15 protein-coding genes are annotated in these 16933 nt (G+C 57.2%); 9 read left to right on the forward strand and 6 right to left on the reverse strand.

Features of this window, described 5'->3' with window-relative positions:
- Nucleotides 1-194: 194 nt before the first annotated feature.
- Entirely contained in the window at nucleotides 195-362 is a 168-nt protein-coding gene (locus ABFT80_RS15455; protein WP_347972797.1) for a hypothetical protein, read from the reverse strand.
- Here ABFT80_RS15455 and ABFT80_RS15460 point away from each other — a divergent pair.
- From ABFT80_RS15460 to ABFT80_RS15500, 9 genes are all read left to right on the forward strand, one after another.
- Nucleotides 356-1693: an LLM class flavin-dependent oxidoreductase gene (locus tag ABFT80_RS15460; RefSeq protein ID WP_347972798.1), complete on the forward strand. Its 1338-nt coding sequence runs from the start codon at nucleotides 356-358 to the stop codon at nucleotides 1691-1693. The genes ABFT80_RS15455 and ABFT80_RS15460 overlap by 7 nt on opposite strands.
- Before the next feature lie 36 nt (nucleotides 1694-1729).
- On the forward strand, nucleotides 1730-2881 hold the full coding sequence (locus ABFT80_RS15465) for an ABC transporter ATP-binding protein (RefSeq protein WP_347972799.1): 1152 nt from the start codon (nucleotides 1730-1732) through the stop codon (nucleotides 2879-2881).
- Entirely contained in the window at nucleotides 2878-4617 is a 1740-nt protein-coding gene (locus ABFT80_RS15470; RefSeq protein WP_347972800.1) for an ABC transporter permease, read from the forward strand. The genes ABFT80_RS15465 and ABFT80_RS15470 overlap by 4 nt, the downstream gene beginning before the upstream one ends.
- A gap of 11 nt (nucleotides 4618-4628) precedes the next feature.
- Complete coding sequence (locus tag ABFT80_RS15475; protein ID WP_347972801.1) at nucleotides 4629-6194, forward strand: FAD-dependent oxidoreductase; 1566 nt, start codon at nucleotides 4629-4631, stop codon at nucleotides 6192-6194.
- A gap of 13 nt (nucleotides 6195-6207) precedes the next feature.
- Entirely contained in the window at nucleotides 6208-7596 is a 1389-nt protein-coding gene (locus tag ABFT80_RS15480) for an LLM class flavin-dependent oxidoreductase (protein WP_347972802.1), read from the forward strand.
- Between the two features lie 46 nt (nucleotides 7597-7642).
- Complete coding sequence (locus ABFT80_RS15485) at nucleotides 7643-8710, forward strand: ABC transporter substrate-binding protein (RefSeq protein ID WP_347972803.1); 1068 nt, start codon at nucleotides 7643-7645, stop codon at nucleotides 8708-8710.
- A 56-nt stretch (nucleotides 8711-8766) separates the two neighbouring features.
- On the forward strand, nucleotides 8767-10362 hold the full coding sequence (locus ABFT80_RS15490; protein ID WP_347972804.1) for a rhodanese-like domain-containing protein: 1596 nt from the start codon (nucleotides 8767-8769) through the stop codon (nucleotides 10360-10362).
- Between the two features lie 13 nt (nucleotides 10363-10375).
- Nucleotides 10376-11131, forward strand: a complete 756-nt coding sequence (locus ABFT80_RS15495) for an SDR family NAD(P)-dependent oxidoreductase (protein ID WP_347972805.1) — start codon at nucleotides 10376-10378, stop codon at nucleotides 11129-11131.
- 100 nt (nucleotides 11132-11231) lie between these two features.
- The gene (locus ABFT80_RS15500; protein WP_347972806.1) at nucleotides 11232-11972 is read left to right on the forward strand and encodes a sulfite exporter TauE/SafE family protein; all 741 of its coding nucleotides are present in this window, start codon (nucleotides 11232-11234) and stop codon (nucleotides 11970-11972) included.
- Between the two features lie 85 nt (nucleotides 11973-12057).
- On the opposite strand, the gene urtE is transcribed toward ABFT80_RS15500, so the two are convergent.
- From urtE to ABFT80_RS15525, 5 genes are all read right to left on the reverse strand, one after another.
- Nucleotides 12058-12768, reverse strand: coding sequence for an urea ABC transporter ATP-binding subunit UrtE (urtE, locus tag ABFT80_RS15505; protein ID WP_347972807.1), 711 nt, complete (start codon nucleotides 12766-12768; stop codon nucleotides 12058-12060).
- Complete coding sequence (locus ABFT80_RS15510) at nucleotides 12761-13477, reverse strand: ABC transporter ATP-binding protein (RefSeq protein WP_347972808.1); 717 nt, start codon at nucleotides 13475-13477, stop codon at nucleotides 12761-12763. Before ABFT80_RS15510 ends, urtE begins: the two co-directional genes overlap by 8 nt.
- Entirely contained in the window at nucleotides 13477-14544 is a 1068-nt protein-coding gene (locus ABFT80_RS15515) for a branched-chain amino acid ABC transporter permease (RefSeq protein WP_347972809.1), read from the reverse strand. The genes ABFT80_RS15510 and ABFT80_RS15515 overlap by 1 nt, the downstream gene beginning before the upstream one ends.
- Nucleotides 14545-14548: 4 nt before the next feature.
- The gene (locus tag ABFT80_RS15520) at nucleotides 14549-15415 is read right to left on the reverse strand and encodes an ABC transporter permease subunit (RefSeq protein ID WP_347972810.1); all 867 of its coding nucleotides are present in this window, start codon (nucleotides 15413-15415) and stop codon (nucleotides 14549-14551) included.
- An 86-nt stretch (nucleotides 15416-15501) separates the two neighbouring features.
- Nucleotides 15502-16743, reverse strand: coding sequence for an urea ABC transporter substrate-binding protein (locus tag ABFT80_RS15525; RefSeq protein ID WP_455189948.1), 1242 nt, complete (start codon nucleotides 16741-16743; stop codon nucleotides 15502-15504).
- Nucleotides 16744-16933: the final 190 nt, after the last annotated feature.

Below are 16933 nucleotides of genomic sequence, written 5' to 3' on the forward strand. Positions count from 1 at the left end.
CAACGACGTTAATGGGGTTTTCAAACCGGCACGGCTTATAGCGTCGCGCAAACCATCCTCTGCCCAAAGGATGCGTTTAATCTACTAATTTTATAGATATTAGATTATTTTCTCTGTTGGCAGTGATGCTCTCTGTCTATCGTTACGCAGTCAACGAAAGATTGAGTAAATGACTGGCTAAGGCAATGTTTGGGCTAAATGCGGCGTGTTGATACGCCAATAATCACCTCTTCTGCAGCGAATACTTTCTGAAACTCATAAGATTTGTGCTGCGCGGCAATATCTGCTGCGCTGGCGGGTTTTTGATTGCACGGCGTGCGACTTTTTTCCCAGTCAATATCTTCAAGAAAATAAAATGACATCTGACACGTCTTTGCATCTCAATGTATTCATTCCGACAACCGGGCATCACGAAGCGTCGTGGTTGCATCCGAAGTCGCAGCCCGATCGCATAACTGATATCGGCTATTATCGTGAAATCGCGCGCATTGCGGAGAGCGGACGTTTCGATAGTCTGTTTCTCGCCGATCAGCTGGCCATTGGGCGCAGCGTACGCCATATTGCGCAGGGCAAGCTGGAGCCATTAACGCTTCTCGCTGCATTGGCCGGGTCGACGGAGCGGATCGGCCTGATCGCGACGGCCACCACCACTTACAACGAGCCTTATAATCTTGCACGTCAGTTCGCCTCGCTCGATCACATTAGTGGCGGGCGCGCAGGCTGGAACATCGTTACCTCATGGTCTGCGGAGGCCGCCGGGAATTTTGGACGTTCGGAGCGTAGCCAGCATGAGAGCCGCTATCAGCGCGCAACCGAATTCATTGATGTGGTTGGTAAGCTCTGGGATAGCTGGGAAGACGATGCACGTGTCTACGATCGGTCCGCTGGAATTTATGCCGACACAGGCAAAATCCATCAAATTGATCACCATGGCGAGCATTTCGACGTGCGCGGGCCACTTGACCAGCCGCGTTCGCCGCAGGGCTATCCGCTTCTTGTTCAGGCGGGATCTTCGGAAAGCGGCCGCAATTTTGCTGCCCGCTATGCCGAAGCGATCTTCACCGCCCAACAGGAATTCGTTGATGCAAAGGTATTCTTTGACGATGTGAAGGGACGGGCACGCGCGTTCGGACGCGATCCATCGGGCATAAAGATCCTGCCGGGCCTTTCTCCGATATTGGGATCGACCGAGGCCGAAGCCCGCGCCAACGAACAGGCGCTGAACGAGCTGACGCTTCCAGCCGTCGGCCTCAAGCATCTTTCGCAACGCTTCGATGGCTTCGACTTCACCGGTTTTCCTTTGGACGAGAAAATTGCGATCGAAGCTTTTCCGGTGCCGGAGACAGTTCAGGGCGCGCAAAGCCGTGCCGGTGTGATCTTGGAAATCGTGAAACGCGAGCAGCCTACGTTGAGGCAGCTTCTACATAGGCTGGCAGGTGGACGCGGCCACAAGGTTCTGGCCGGGACGCCGAAGGCGGTGGCCGATCACATTCAGTTCTGGTTCGAAAATGGTGCGGCTGACGGCTTCAACATCATGCCCGCTATCGTGCCTTCCGGTCTGTCGGAATTCGTCGACGAGGTCGTGCCGATCCTGCGCGAGCGCGGACTGTTTCGTAAAGAATATGCCGGGAGGACGCTGCGCGATCATTTTGGCCTTCCTCGGCCACCAAGCCGCTACGCGCGCACCGCGTGATGCGCCCGGCTGACGCCTAGTTTTCTGGAGATTTCATTGCCTGCTTCTTACTTACATCTTCCAACGCAGCGGACCGCATCTCAGGATAATGAGAGCATTTCCGCCCGGCTGGTTCTGCGCGGTCTCAAGAAAAAGCTGGGTGACACGGCTGCCGTCAATGGCATCGACCTCGAAGTTGCGACCGGCGAAAGCGTGGTCCTTTTGGGGCCAAGCGGTTGCGGCAAAACGACGACGTTGCGCATGGTCGCAGGGTTTCTACAGCCTGATGCAGGCGAGATTCATCTCGACGGGGTTATGGCGTCGGATGCCAGTTTTGCGCTCCCGCCGGAAAAGCGGCATCTGGGAATGGTGTTCCAGACCTATGCGATTTGGCCCCATAAGACGGTAGCCGAGAATGTCGCCTATGGTTTGAAGATGGCGGGGAAACGGCGGGCTGAGATTCAGGCAGGCGTTACCTCCGCGCTGGAACTCGTGCAACTCGGTTCCCTCGCAAAGCGCTATCCAGCAGAGCTTTCGGGCGGGCAACAGCAACGCGTGGCACTGGCGCGCGCGTTGGTGACGCGGCCCTCGCTTCTGCTTCTGGACGAGCCGCTGTCAAATCTTGACGCCTCGTTGCGCGAGGAAATGCGGTTCGAGCTGCGCAATCTCCAGCGCGATCTGGGGATCACGTCTCTCTACGTCACCCATGATCAGGACGAGGCTCTCGTGCTGGCTGACCGCATCGTGGTCATGAACAAGGGTCGGATCGAGCAAATCGGTACTCCGGAAGAAGTGTACCGCAAGCCAGCGAGCCGCTTTGTCGGCAGTTTTGTGGGAAGTGCCAATCTGCTGGATGGCACCGTCGTAAAGGTCGATGCCAAGGCTGGCCGCGTACTTTTGAAGCTCGATATTGGCGGGCAGTTCTGGAGCAACGGGCCGAAGGCTTGGGTAGAGCAGGTTGTGGTCGGCGCGCAGGCGACGACGTTGCTGCGTCCGCAGGATGTGCGTTTCAAGGTAGAGACCTCGGCTTCCGAGGAGCAGCCGATCGAGGCGAACTTCGTCTCGGAAGCCTTTCTCGGCAGGCATTATGAGTTGAAGCTTCAAGCCGCCGACACGCTGCTGCGCGTGCAGGCACGCGAGCGCGGTTCTTTTGTGGACGGCAAGACCCGGCTTTGGGCGCGGCCGGACAGCGCGTGGATTGTCGTATGACCGACATAGCTGCACCTCACCAGCGTTACGACACGCGTCAGTTTTCTCTCGGCACGACATTGCGTCGTCGAATCTCGGCAATTCAGCCCGTTCGCGTGGTCGTCATCGGCGCGGCACTGGCCATTTTGTTCGCGCTGATCGCATATCCTCTGACGCTGCTGATTGGCTACAGCCTTATCGATCAACAGGGAAATTTGACCTTCGACACTTTTGGCGAGGCGTTCTCGCGCCGGGGTATGCTGACGGCCACGATGAATTCGGTGTGGCTGGTTTTCTGGGTCACGCTGGGAGCCTGCGCACTCGGAATTCCGTTGGCCTGGATCGTGGCGCGCACCGATGCGCCGGGAAAATCGCTGGTCTTCCTGTCAGCAGGAATTTCCTTCGTTATCCCGACCTTCATTTCGGTTATCTCGTGGATATTTCTGGCCGCGCCAAACTCCGGTTATCTCAACAAGTTTGCGATCGAATATCTCGGTTTTACGCATGCGCCATTGAATATTATGAGCTTCGGCGGGTTGGTTTTCATCGAAATCATAGGTGTCTACCCGCTGGTGTTCTTTGCCGTGAACGTGGCGCTGAACAATATCGACTCCAGCCATGAACAGGCTGCCCGCGTGCTCGGCGCAAATCGTCTGCGGAGCACGCTCACCATCACGCTGCCGCTGGTGCGCCCGGCAATCCTTTCGGCAGTCATTCTGGTTATGCTGGATGCGTTGTCGTCCTTCGGCGCTCCTGCCGCCATCGGGACCATGGCCAATTTCTCGGTCATCACCACCAAGATATACGATTTGCTGACTTTCCCGCCAAAGTTCAATTATGCGGCGGCGGTCGCCATGCCGATCATGCTTTTCACGGCCATCAGCCTGCTGATCCAGAAATATGTGATCCGCGCCGAGAATTTCCGTACGCTTTCGGGCAAAGCAACGCCGGAGCAGGTCGTCACGCTCGGTCGCTGGCGTTGGCTGGCAGGGGGCTTTTGCCTGCTTGTCGCGGTTGTAACCGCGATCCTGCCGCTGGGTTCGCTGGTTCTGCTTTCGCTGCTGACGAATTTCGGTGCGGATATCAATTTCGGAAATCTGGTCGGCAAGCACTACGCTCTGATCATCGATCCATATTATCCGGCGTGGAGCTCGATCCTGCATTCGATCCTGCTGGCGCTCGCGACCGCGACAGTCTGCGCGACACTTGGGCTGGTGCTTGGCTGGATCGTCGAGAGGTTTCGCTTCTTCGGGCGCGAGCTGATCACTTTTCTCGTGATGATCGCCTACGGGTTCCCCTCGATCGCCTATGCGGTCGGTGTTCTTATGGGCTATGTGGATTTGTTCTACGGCACTTTGACACTGATTCTGATTTCCTATGCTGGCAAGCTGTTGCCGATCGCTTTTGTTATGGTGCGCAACGGCATCCAGCAATTGTCGACCGATCTGGAAGAGGCGGCACGCATATCCGGTGCAGGCTGGCTTCGCAGCATCCGCGACGTGACTTTCCCGCTGGTGCGCGGCGCTGTCGGCATCGCCTGGGTCTTGGTCTTCTCTCTCAGCCTTCGCGAACTTTCCATGTCGGCAATCCTCGCCCAGTCGGACACGCAAGTGATGCCGACTGTGGTGCTGCAATTCATCGAGGACGGTGCGGTGGAACTCGCGGCAGCACTCGCGGTGATTATCGTCGGCGTCAGCTTGGCGATGCTGCTTTTGGCCCGCGCCTTCAATCGTAAAAAGACGACCGCCATCACGTAACAGGAACAGCAATGACACGAGAATTTTCGCCCAAACCATTCGACGAGACATGGGATGTTCTGGTCGTGGGCTTCGGCTTTGCCGGCGCGGCTTCGGCAATCGCTGCCCACGATGCAGGCGCACGGGTGCTTTTGATAGAAAAAATGCCTGACCCCGGCGGCATCTCAATCTGCGCGGGTGGCGGCGTTCGCAGCATCACCGATCTGCCGCGCGGGCGCGAATACATTCGCCACAGCGCAGGGCCGGATGTGCCCGATGTCGTGCTCGATGCCATTTCTTCGGGCATGACCGAACTGGAGGCGTATTTTCGCGAACTCGCGAAGGTGAACGGTGCTGAAATCGTGCTGCGCGATCGCGGCGGTAATTATCCGTTTCCGGGGCACGATGCGCTTGGCATCGTCGAGGTCGCATCCATTCCCGGCTTCGATGCACGCAAAGAATATCCGCATGCGCGTGGACGCCTGCTTGGACCCAATGTGTTCAAGCTGCTTCACGACAATATACGCTCGCGTGGCATCGAGGTGCGGCTGAGCACTGCGGCAGAGCGTCTGATTACGGAGTCGGGCGAGGTGACGGGGGCGGTCGTCCGGCAAGGGGATGCTGTCAGTCGAATAGCCGCGCGGCGTGGCGTGATCCTTGCGACAGGCGGGTTCGAGGCAGACCCGGAATTCCAACGCAAATATTGGCAGATACGCCCGGTCTTGCCTGTTGCCACGCGTGGCAACACCGGCGACGGCATCCGCATGGCGCAGGCTGTGGGGGCTGATCTTTGGCATATGTGGAATTTCCATGGTTCTTACGGGTTCCGCCATCCCGACCCCGATTATCCTTATGCGCTTCGTGTGAAGCGCCTGCCGGATTGGACGCCGCAGGTGCGGGAGCCTGACGTTCGCATGTCGTGGATCATCCTCGACAGCACAGGGCGGCGCTTCATGAACGAATACCATCCCTATGTGCAGGATACCGGTCATCGCCCGCTCGATGAATTCGATCCGGTGACGCAAAAGTTCCCGAAAATCCCGGCCTATCTCATTCTGGATGAGGAGGGGCGCAAGCTCTACCCTCTCGGTCAGGCTGTCGTGAACGATAGCTCGGTGGAGCCCTATGAGTGGAGCGGCGACAATCTGCGCGAGGTCGAGAACGGCATACTGAAGCGGGCCGACACGGTTGAAGAACTCGCGGCTCTGATCGGTGCTGATCCGAAGGTTTTGGCGGAAAGTCTGGATCGATGGAACGCCTCAGTCGAGGCGGAAGAAGACACGGCTTTCGGCCGCCCCGGTGGCTCTCTCTTTGCGGTGAAGCAAGCGCCGTTTTACGTCGGCACGCTTTGGCCGGTCGTTAACAACACGCAGGGCGGGCCTGTGCATGATGAAAAGCAGCGGGTCATCAATGCGCATGGCGAAGTCATCCCGCGGCTCTACGAGGCCGGTGAAATAGGCTCGATCTGGGGCTTTCTCTATCTCGGCGCAGGCAATCTCGCCGAGTGCTTCGTCACCGGCCAGATCGCGGGCAAGGAAGCTGCAAGCCAATCGGACTGGACCGAGAGTGCCAGCAAGCTTCTGGCCGTGAGCCAGTAATGGATTTCCGAACATGACCACTAAATCTGGACATATGGCCCTTGGAGCCTTTCTTTATCCTACGGGCCACCACGCTGCGGCTTGGCGCCATCCTGATGCGCAGGCCGATGCAGGCGTTAATTTCCGCCATTATGCGGAACTTGCCAAAGCTGCCGAAGCGGCGAAGTTCGATCTCCTGTTTCTGGCGGATAGCGCCGGAGCCAGAGGCGAAGATTGGGGCGCTCTGGCACGCTTCTCAACACACTATGTCGCGCAGTTTGAGCCGCTGACTCTTCTCAGTGGGCTGGCGGCCGTCACCGAGCGCATCGGCCTCGTCGCCACCGCTTCAACCACTTACAACGAGCCTTACATACTGGCGCGCAAGTTTGCGTCGCTCGATCATATCAGCGGCGGGCGCGCAGGCTGGAATCTCGTAACTTCGGGAAATGAGGCGGAAGCTTACAATTTCGGCCGGGAGCAGCATCTTGCCCATGGAGACCGCTACCGGCGCGCGACCGAGTTTCTGGGTGTCGCCCAGGGCCTGTGGGACAGTTGGGAAGACGAGGCTTTCATCCGCGACAAGGAAAGCGGTGTATTCTTCGACCCCGACAAGGTCTATAAGCTGGACCATCGCGGTGAATTCTTCGGCGTCCGTGGTCCGCTGAACATTCCGCGTTCACCTCAGGGCTGGCCGGTTCTGGTGCAGGCGGGATCTTCGGGTGCCGGCAAGGCGCTTGCCGGTGCTTCCGCCGAGATCGTCTTTACTGCGCAACAGACGCTTGCCGATGCGCAGGCCTTTTATCGGGACGTGAAACAGCAAGCGGTAGAGCATGGGCGCTCGCCCGATGACGTCAAAATCATGCCGGGCATATTCCCTGTTGTCGGGCGCACGGAAGAAGAAGCGCGGGCCAAATTTGACCAGCTTCAGAATCTTATTCATCCGGATGTCGCCTTGTCGATACTGGAGCACAGGCTCGGCATACCTCTGCGCCACCTGCCGCACGATGCGCCGGTGCCCACGGATATTCCGATTACCAATGCGGCCCAGAGTCGCCAGACACTACTGTTGGAACTGGGGCAGCGCGAGAAGCTGTCGATCCTGCAACTGGCGCTTCGGGTCGCCGGAGCGCGCGGCCACTGGCAGGTTGTGGGAGCGCCCGAACAGATTGCTGACGCGATGGAGGATCGCTTCGTCAATGGCGGTGCTGACGGTTTCAACGTCATGCCGCCTTACCTGCCCGGAGGTCTGACCGACTTCATAGAACTGGTTCTGCCGGAGCTGCGAAAGCGCGGCCTGTTCCGAACCGAATATGAAGGCCGGACCCTGCGCGAGCATCTTGGGCTCAAACGTCCGGCCAGAAATCACAAGCATAACAAGGCGATCGATGGTGCCGCGCATGCAGAAGCGGCAGTCGAAAGCTGACCAAATCCAGTTGAAAATTGAACCCATTACTCTTGGAGCAACATTGATGACGATCACCAAAAGACATTTCCTCAAGGCCGTTGCAGCGTTGAGTCTTGCCGCCACCCTGAACGCGCCGGTTTCAGCTTCGGCCGAAACGCTGCCGGAGCGCTTCGCCGATCTCTACGCAGAAGCGAAGAAGGAAGGGCAGGTCGTTTTTTACACATCCTACCGTCAGGAAACGAGCACGGCTGTCTTGGACTTCTGGCGCAAGACATTTCCCGACGTTCGTCTGAACATCGTCCAGAAACAGACACTGGATCTCATTCCGACAATCGAGGCTGAAAAAGCCGCGGGCCGTACAAATCCGGATGTCACCTTCATCAGCCAGCGCTTCATTCTCAATGGATGGCGCGACAAGGGCTGGCTGACCGCACATAAGGTGAGCGATTTCGAGAAGATCAGCGGGTACTTCCGCGAGGATGACGGGTATTTCACAGCCGTCGGCGCGACGCTTTTGTCCGCGGCCTACAATCCAAAAGTGTACACAGATCCGTCCCTACTGCCCAAGAAGATCACCGACTTCCTCGACCCGAAATGGAAGGGAAAGATCGTGTTTTCCGATCCGCGCACGGCTTCTTCGCAGTTGACGTGGTTCCAGACGTTGTTGGCCCACAAGATCATCGATTGGGATACGATCGCCGGCTTGGCCGAACAGGATTTTCTCTTCACGCGCGGCAATGCTGAATCGGTTCGCCTGCTCGTTGCCGGCGAGCGCGACCTGTCGCCATTGATCTCCTCGCAGAATGTGATCACAGCGAAGGAACGCGGCCAAAACATCGAGTCCTACATTCTGGAAGAAGGCGTGGTTGCGAACGAGCAGTATCTGGCGATCTTTGAAGGCGGCCCGAACCCGGCAGCGGCAAAGCTGCTGGTCGAGGTTCTTGCAAGCGCCGAAGGTCAGGACGTCGTCTCGCAGGCGGGATCTTACATCCCGACCCATCCCGACACGCCGATCCCGGGCGGACTGCCGCGCTTGAGCGAACTCAAGATCATTGTCGCCGATCAGGACATCGGTGGTAAGGCGTCTGAGGAATTCCTTGAAAAGTTCGACGAGGTCTTCAAACGTCAGTGAGCAGATTACGGCCCCGTCCTCACAGGCGGGGTCGGCACAATCACCGGAGATAAATCTTGACTGCCACCTTGCCGAGCATCGACGCAAAGACCCTTCACGCCAGACTGCGCGCTGACAAAGAGCTTGCCTTGCTGGACATAAGGGAGGAGGGCCTGTTTGCCGAGGATCATATTCTCGCCGCCTCCAATGTGCCCTTCAGCCGTATCGAGCGGATACTCAGCGCCTTGGTGCCGCGGGTCGGCACGCCGATCGTTCTCGTGGACGATGGCGAAGGCCTGGCGGAGCGTGCGGCACCCTTGTTCCGCCACGCGGGCTATGTCGAGGTTTCCGTACTTTCAGGCGGTGTAGCTGCCTGGAAGGCTGCGGGATTTGAGACGTTCGAGGGTGTCTATGTGCCCAGCAAAGCCTTCGGCGAATTCGTGGAGGTGAGCTATGAGACACCACACATTACCGCTGCCCAACTTGAGCAGAAACGCGACGCGGGCGAAAATGTCGTCCTGATCGATAGCCGTCCCTTCGACGAATACAACTGGATTACAATCCCCGGTGCCATCGATTTGCCCGGGGGTGAACTTGTGCTGCGGGTGAAGGAAACGGTGAAGGATGACTCTGCGCTGGTAGTGGTGAATTGCGGCGGGCGGACACGCTCGATCATTGGCGCGCAGACACTCATCGATGCCGGCCTGCCCAACAAGGTCGTTTCGCTGAAAGACGGAACGCAAGGATGGCATCTCTCGGGTCGTGAAGTCGAACGCGGCGCGACCCGTATTGCGCCACAGCCGACGGCAGAGGCTCTCGATTGGGCGCGATCGGCAGCCGCGCGGTTATCGGAAAATTTCGGGGTTAAGACTGTCTCGACCGATCAGTTGGCGCAGTTTGTGAGCGAACAGGACAGCGTCGCGCTTTATCGCTTCGATGTCCGCGATCCGGCGGAATTCCGGGCCGGACATTTGAAAGGTTTTCTGTCGGCGCCCGGCGGGCAGCTTGTTCAGGCGACAGACACATTCATCGCCGTGCGTCAGGCACGCATTGTGCTGACCGATAGCGATGGCGTACGGGCTCGCACTGCCGCTGCATGGCTCAACCGAATGGGTTTCGCCTGGGTGTTCGTGCTTGATGCGCAAGATGGAGATGCCGAGCTTGAGACAGGCGATGCGCCGGAGACGATCCTGACGCTTGACGCTGTTTCAGTAGAAGAGATTTCCGCGTCGGAACTGGCGTCGTTGGTGGGAAAGAACGAGACAGTCGTCGTTGATTTCGCCACGAGCCGTCAGTATCGCGCAGGTCACATTCCCGGTGCGTGGTTCGCCGTTCGCGGTCGTCTTGTCGAAGATGTGGCCGCGCTTCCAAAAGCGGAGCATTATGTGGTGACGTCGCCGGATGGAGTCTTTGCCCGGCTCGGTGGAGCCGAACTGGCGGCTGCCACCGGCGCTTCCGTGACTGTTCTGAAAGGTGGAACCAACGGCTGGGTCCAGGCTGATCTTGCGCTGCAGCGTAATGAGGAATTTTTAGCCTCGGAACCGAACGATGTGTTCCTGAAGGCATTTGAGCGTCGCGAAAAACGTGAGGAAGCGATGCGCCAGTACCTTCAATGGGAACTCGATCTCGTTGAACAGGTTCGCCGCGACGGCACATTGTCCTTCAATCTTTGACGAGGAGCGTGGCATGACGAACCGACCGCTCGCCGGAAAAGTCGCGCTGGTCACCGGATCGGCGCGACGCATTGGTCGCGAGACGGCGCTCGCATTGGCGGAAGAAGGCGCACACATTATCACGCATGCACGCTCTTCGCTGGACGAGATCGAGGCCGTTGCCGAAGAGATTCGTGCGGCAGGCGGGCAGGCGACTGCTCTGCTTGCGGACATCACGGATGAACACGCCGTAGCCGAATTGATCGCGCGCATCCGGGAAAAAGCAGGCCCGGTAGATATTCTCGTCAACAATGCTGCAATTCGTGGCGAGAAACCGCTGGCGGAACTGGATCTGGAAACCTTTCGCTCGGTTTACGCCGTTGCGGTAGAAGGAGCCTTTCTCGTTACGCAGGCCGTAGTGCCCGACATGGCGAAGCGCCGCTTCGGGCGTATCATCACCATCGGTGGTGTCAGCGCTCACGCAGGCGTATCTGAACGTTTGCATGTCGCGACTGCCAAGGCTGCGCTGGTCGGTTTTGCCAAGGCTTTGGCGGCTGAATTCGGTGAACATGGCGTGACGTCCAACATTGTCGTGCCGGGGCGTATCGGCGGACAGCGTTCGGCGACTTCCGGGGCAGGCGGCAAGTTTCCCGGCGGCGGATGCACGCTTGTCGGCCATGAGGGCGAACCTAGAAACGTATCGGAGATCGTCCGCTTGCTTGCCCTGCCTACAGGGGGCTTCATAACCGGACAGACCATTCACGTCAGCGGCGGTCTCTATTTGCCCTGATGGGATGGTGAATTCGCCTTTGGTGGAAGCGCCGAGTTGCGAATCAGATACCTGATCTTGCGGGGCCGTGAGCCCTGACGCCACCGATGGAACAAGACTTGTGACGATTGCCCTCCTTGCCGGTATGACAGTGGTCGTGTTCCTTACGTCACTGCTGTCAGGCATTTTTGGCATGGCGGGCGGGCTTGTCCTGCTTTGGGTCTTGATGCTGGCAATGCCAGTAGCAACAGCGATCGCCGTGCACGGAATGGTGCAGATGGTATCGAACGGCTCGCGGGCATGGTTCTCCCGCAGCTATCTGGATTCGCGCACACTGCTTCTGCTGATACTCGGGCTCGTTTTGGCCGCGAGCCTGCTGCTCTTCGTCAATTACCGCCCAAGCCTCGTGGTGGTGTCGATCACAATCGGCTTAATGCCTATCCTTGTTTGGTTGCCTCTTGGAAAACTGCAACTCGACGGGCAGCGGCCGTTGCACGCTTTCATCTGTGGCTTCATTTCCGGCGGGTTGGCAATTGGGCTCGGGGTTTCAGGTCCGACGGTTGATCTTTTCTTTATTCGCACCACCATGGACCGTCGCAAGATCATTGCCACGAAAGCAGCGTTTCAGTTCATCACACACACAACCAAGGTCGTCTTTTACTGGAATGCGGCAATGACCCTTTCCACGGAAGGGTGGATGGCTGTCGCCGCCGCAGCGCCGATTGCCATCATTGGCACACGAGCCGGCAACATCATCTTGCACCGTATGTCGGACAGGAATTTTCGTCTGTGGACGCGATGGATCGTAACAGCGATCGGCGCCGTCTATTTTTCGCGAGGCGTTCTGCAACTGATTTTATAAGTTTTACTATCCCGGAAGATGAGGGGTGTCGTCGCAGATGCGGTAATCTAAGAACTTACCGTCGAGATTATTCAACAAATCCCGCTTAAATCGCAAGATAACGCCGCAAGACATCCGGATCGAGATGGTCCCCGGATTCAAATTTGGCAACGATAAGGCCTTTTTCCATGACGTAGACCCGCTGCGCCACGGAGCAGATCATATCGATATTCTGTTCCACCAGAATAATACTGAGATTCGTATCCTGCTTGAGACGAACTATGATGCGCGCAATGTCCTGGGTGACGTTTGGCTGGATTCCTTCTGATGGTTCGTCCATGAGCAGAAGCTGCGGTTTTGCGACAAGCGCTCGTGCAATGGCAAGTTGCTGCTGCTGCCCTCCTGATAGAATGCCGGCTCTTTGATTCAATCTTTCCGCAAGTATCGGAAAATAGCTGAACACACGCTCCTGGTAGTGTTTGTCCGGATTTTGTGCGGCCATCGCTCCGATCGCAAGATTCTCGGATACTGTCAGCCGCGGAAAGACATCGCGCCCTTGTGGAACATAACCGATGCCGCGTCGTGCTCTCTTGTGAACAGGCAGGTTTTGGACAGTTTCACCCTCGAAGACTATGGATCCGGCCGTAACCGGAAGAAGGCCGATCAATGTCTTCATCAGAGTCGATTTTCCCACGCCGTTACGGCCAGCGATCGCCGTGATTTCTCCTTGGCGAACTTCAAAATCAATTCCCTGGAGAACGGGCTTATCATCATACCCGCTTTTCAGACCGTTCACCTTGAGAACAACGTCAGACATGAGGCCGCCCCAGATAGATGGCTTCGACGCGCTCATCGGCCATGATTTCGTCGACGGTCCCTTGAGCAAAGACGCGTCCGAGATGCATGACTGTAACGCGTTGTGCGACTTGGCGGACGAATTCCATATCATGCTCAACGGCCAGCACCGTCACGCCTCCGGCATTCAGGGACTTGACCAGTTCACCCGTTGCATGTGTCTCATCTGGCGACATTCCGGCGGTGGGTTCGTCTAGCAGAAGCAGGCGCGGCTTCAGGCAGATCGCCATGCCGATTTCGAGCCATTGCTTTCGTCCATGACTGAGGCTTCCTGCCGGCTTTGCAGCTTCCTCGGCCAATCCGAGAAAAGCGAGCAGATCGGCGATCTTTTCGTCAAGCTCCCCTGCATCACAGTGATATTGCATTGCGATCTGGAGGTTCTGCCTGACGCTGAGTGCCTTGAATATCCCCGGCACCTGAAATTTGACGCTCATGCCTTCGCGCACCCGTTGGAACGGCTTCAGCCGGGTGATGTCTTTTCCTGCGAGAAATATCTTCCCGCTGTCGAGAGAGAGTGCCCCGAGAATAAGCCTGAACAACGTGCTTTTGCCCGCCCCATTCGGTCCGATAAGGCAGTGCAGATCGCCCGTTTCCAGCTTGAAATCGACGCCTGCCGTGGCTTGCAGGCCACCGAAGCTTTTGGCTAGGTTCTGAATTTCGAGAAGGGCCATCAGTTGTCGCTCCGGCCACGGTATTTTTGGGCCAGCTTCGCGAATTTTGCTATACCGGTAAGGATCAGCCCGTCTGGCATGAGCAGGACGGTCAGGATGAGTAGTGCGCCCATGACGACCAGCGCATATTGATTGCCATAGATGGTGAGTGCCTGAAATACGGCAAGCACGATGACTGTTCCGATTGCTGCGGCGGTAATATCGGATCGACCGCCCACCGCGACCCAGACGATGGGGAGCGCCGCGGCCGTCATGCCCATGCTGGATGGGGTAATATACTGGCCCCATGCAGTGTAGAGGGCGCCGGACAGACCGGCGAGAGCCGCACCGATTACGAATGCGCCAAGCTGATATTTCCGTATGTCGTAGCCGAGCATCTCGCTGCGCTCCGGGTTTTCGCGAATGGAGACAAGAACGTTTCCGAACCGCGAATTGAGCAGGATTCGCAGGCCGAGATAAATGATCAGAAGCAGGCCGAGCACGAGGTAGTAAAGCGGTGGATCGGGATAGAACACGATATCGCTGCCGCTCCAGGGCAGGGTCAGTGGCGGCATGGTGTTCATGCCGTTGGTTCCGTTGAGCCGGGCGACTCCTATCTTCCATTCGGGGCCGGATGTCTGCGCCATAAAGCGCTCCAGCACCAACGTTACCGAGAGGGTCACAATGCCGAGAAAGACACCGTTGATACGGCTGAAGAACAGGAAACAGCCAAGAATCGCGGCAAATAGCGATGCAGCAAGGATCGACAGTGCAAGCGCAGCGAACGTTAACCCGTAGGCGGTGCCAAGATTGATCGTAAGCACCGCATAGCTGTAACCGGCGATGCCGAAAAAGGCGGTCTGCCCGAAGCTCAACACGCCGCCATAGCCCCAGATGAGGCATAGGCCCATCGCGATGAAGATCGAGTTGAGAAAGTAGACAGTGTTGCCAACTGTATAGCCATCGGCAAGGAGAGGATAGACAAGTGCCACAGCGATGAGGAATGCAAAGCCGGACCAGAAGGGGCGGCCCCTGCCGATCGTTTGCGGTCCTTCGAGCAAGCTGAAAAAGCGGCGAATTGATTGCATGATTTCAGTCACGCGTCAGAAAGCCGGAGATGCCCTTGGGCAATAGGCGAATGACAATGATTGCCGCGATAAGAAGGCCGATTTGGCCGAAAAGCTGTCCTTTCCAATATGTCATTCCTGCCTTGATGACAGCCAGGATGGCGGCGGCGGGTGCGGTTCCGAGAAACACATCCGCGCCACCGACGACAACTGTGACAAAGGCTTCGGTCATGAAGCTCGTGCCCATTGTCGGCACGAGCGTCATGGTGGGCGCATAGAGCCCACCGGTGAGACCTGCCAGTCCTGCACCGATGGCAAATGTCCAACTGTAGACGCGTCTTGTGTCCACTCCCGAAGCCGAGGCCATATGCGGCACCTGCATAGTTGCGCGCGCCGCAATCCCGAAGCGCGTCCAGTTGAAGAGAATATAAAGACCGGCCAGAACGGCCACTGCCGCTGCGAACAGGACGAGGCGGTAGACCGAGTAGGAATAGGGTCCGACCTCGAAGCTGCCATAGGGCGTTCCGATGCCTGGCATGTTGGAGCCGAGCGTGATCAGGGTTGCCTGCGTGACGACAAGGCTGATCCCCCATGTCAGCACGATGGAATCCAGGGGGCGACCGTAGAGATGGCGTATGCATATGAACTCGATGACCATCCCGGCAAGCGCGGAGATGATTGCACCGATTGCGATGGCCAGAGGCAGTGGCACGCCGGCATGAACGGCGGCCACCGTTACATAGGCCCCGCACATGATGAACTCGCCATGGGCCAGATTGACGATGCCCATCATGCCGAAGACGATGGCAAGACCGCAGGCGGCCAGCACCAGAAACGCGAAAGCATCCGCGAATTGCATCATCATGGCGAAGGCGAGATAGCCGGTTTCCATTCAAGGGCCTGTTATAAAATGTAGGGAGATCGCCCGGGCAACTGGTGCCGGGGCAATCCAATCAATCGATATCGGAAAACGCTTCATCAATCTTTCGGCGGAGGATTGTCAGGAGAATATTGCGTGCTGGGATCGTATTTCGTCAGATCGCAACCGGCCTGCCCCAGCCAGTAGGGTTGTACGTCCTGCCAATAGGCAGGAAAGGTGATCGAGTGATCTTCGCCGACCTTGGCGAGATAGATCGAGTGGGAGACATGCTGGCTTTTTGGGTCTATGCAGACCTTTCCTTCCGGCGCATCCGTGCAGATGTTGCCCTTGGCGATCTCCTTCTGCAGATCCGCGCGCTTTGTTGATCCATTCGCCTGCTCGACCATCTCCTTGTAGAGATAGACGGCCAGATAGGAGTTTTCGGCTTCCTGATTGATGTAGGGAATATCCGGAAACTTTTTCCTGAACCGAGCGACGAATTCCTTGGCCGAAGGCGTGTCGATCTCTTCGATGAAGTTCGTGGTGACATGCATATTGGCTAGTGTCGGCGGCTTGAACCGCTTGTGCTCATAGCTCTGATTGACACCGATCGAAGAGGCCATCGGCAGATTCAAATTTGCAGCGGAAGCCTGTTCAAAATAGGAGGATTGCGCGTTGCCGACCAGCAGAACCACAACGAAATCAGGTTTTGCCTGCTGGATGTTCTGGATGGTCTGGGAGAATTGCGAAACTCCGAGCGGGATCAATTCCTGACCGACCAACTCGCCGTTATTCTCCTTGACGATCGTGTGCATCCATTCGGCTGAAATCCAGCCGAAGCTATAATCGGCAGCGATCGTGTAGACCTTCTTGCCGTATTTCTCCATCATCCAGGGAATGAGCGTCGAAATCTGCTGCTCGGCCACCGCGCCGGTAATCACCATATTGCCGTCGCAGACGCCGCCCTCATATTGGTTGTTGTAGAAGACAAAACCGTCGAGCTGGTTGACGATCGGCCGGTAGGCTTCGCGCTCCGACGATGAATAACCGGCGAATACGACGTCGGCTTTATCACGCTGAAGAACCCGGCGCATAAACTCCTGATAACGGGTATTTTCCGATTGGGTGTCGTAGATGACGAGTTCGATCGGCCGTCCGGATATACCGCCCTTGGCATTGATCTCTTCGGTCGCAAGCTGGATAGCCTCCACTTTCCCAGATGTCGCAAGCGCGAAATCGCCGGATTGATCTTCCAGAACACCGATCTTGATAGGCTCACTGGCGAAGGCCGGGACTATGGCAGACGTGGCGGCTGCGACCAGAAAACTTCCGGCAAGTGCCGCATTTCGCAATTTGGGCATGACATTTTTCGACACCGCATATTCTCCATCTCAATTTAGGATCAGGATATGCAGGGCACCCAAGGCGTCCAATGCTATTTTAGCCAAAAACCTATCGAATTAAGGGATGGAGTGCGCGAAATATGGGCTATCTGTGGCGAGTTTCGTCAAACAGCGGATTTAAGGATAAAAAATTCCTCTAAACGCCTTC

Source organism: Foliimonas ilicis, assembly GCF_039939195.1.
GTDB classification, from domain to species: domain Bacteria; phylum Pseudomonadota; class Alphaproteobacteria; order Rhizobiales; family Rhizobiaceae; genus Foliimonas; species Foliimonas ilicis.

Excerpts from the sequence above, each read along its gene's own strand:
- ABFT80_RS15460 (WP_347972798.1), top strand. The coding sequence starts at position 356 with ATGACATCTGACACGTCTTTGCATCTCAATGTATTCATTCCGACAACC.
- ABFT80_RS15455 (WP_347972797.1), bottom strand. The coding sequence starts at position 362 with ATGTCATTTTATTTTCTTGAAGATATTGACTGGGAAAAAAGTCGCACG.
- ABFT80_RS15470 (WP_347972800.1), top strand. The coding sequence starts at position 2,878 with ATGACCGACATAGCTGCACCTCACCAGCGTTACGACACGCGTCAGTTT.
- ABFT80_RS15475 (WP_347972801.1), top strand. The coding sequence starts at position 4,629 with ATGACACGAGAATTTTCGCCCAAACCATTCGACGAGACATGGGATGTT.
- ABFT80_RS15480 (WP_347972802.1), top strand. The coding sequence starts at position 6,208 with ATGACCACTAAATCTGGACATATGGCCCTTGGAGCCTTTCTTTATCCT.
- ABFT80_RS15485 (WP_347972803.1), top strand. The coding sequence starts at position 7,643 with ATGACGATCACCAAAAGACATTTCCTCAAGGCCGTTGCAGCGTTGAGT.
- ABFT80_RS15495 (WP_347972805.1), top strand. The coding sequence starts at position 10,376 with ATGACGAACCGACCGCTCGCCGGAAAAGTCGCGCTGGTCACCGGATCG.
- urtE (WP_347972807.1), bottom strand. The coding sequence starts at position 12,768 with ATGTCTGACGTTGTTCTCAAGGTGAACGGTCTGAAAAGCGGGTATGAT.
- ABFT80_RS15510 (WP_347972808.1), bottom strand. The coding sequence starts at position 13,477 with ATGGCCCTTCTCGAAATTCAGAACCTAGCCAAAAGCTTCGGTGGCCTG.
- ABFT80_RS15515 (WP_347972809.1), bottom strand. The coding sequence starts at position 14,544 with ATGCAATCAATTCGCCGCTTTTTCAGCTTGCTCGAAGGACCGCAAACG.
- ABFT80_RS15520 (WP_347972810.1), bottom strand. The coding sequence starts at position 15,415 with ATGGAAACCGGCTATCTCGCCTTCGCCATGATGATGCAATTCGCGGAT.
- ABFT80_RS15525 (WP_455189948.1), bottom strand. The coding sequence starts at position 16,743 with ATGCCCAAATTGCGAAATGCGGCACTTGCCGGAAGTTTTCTGGTCGCA.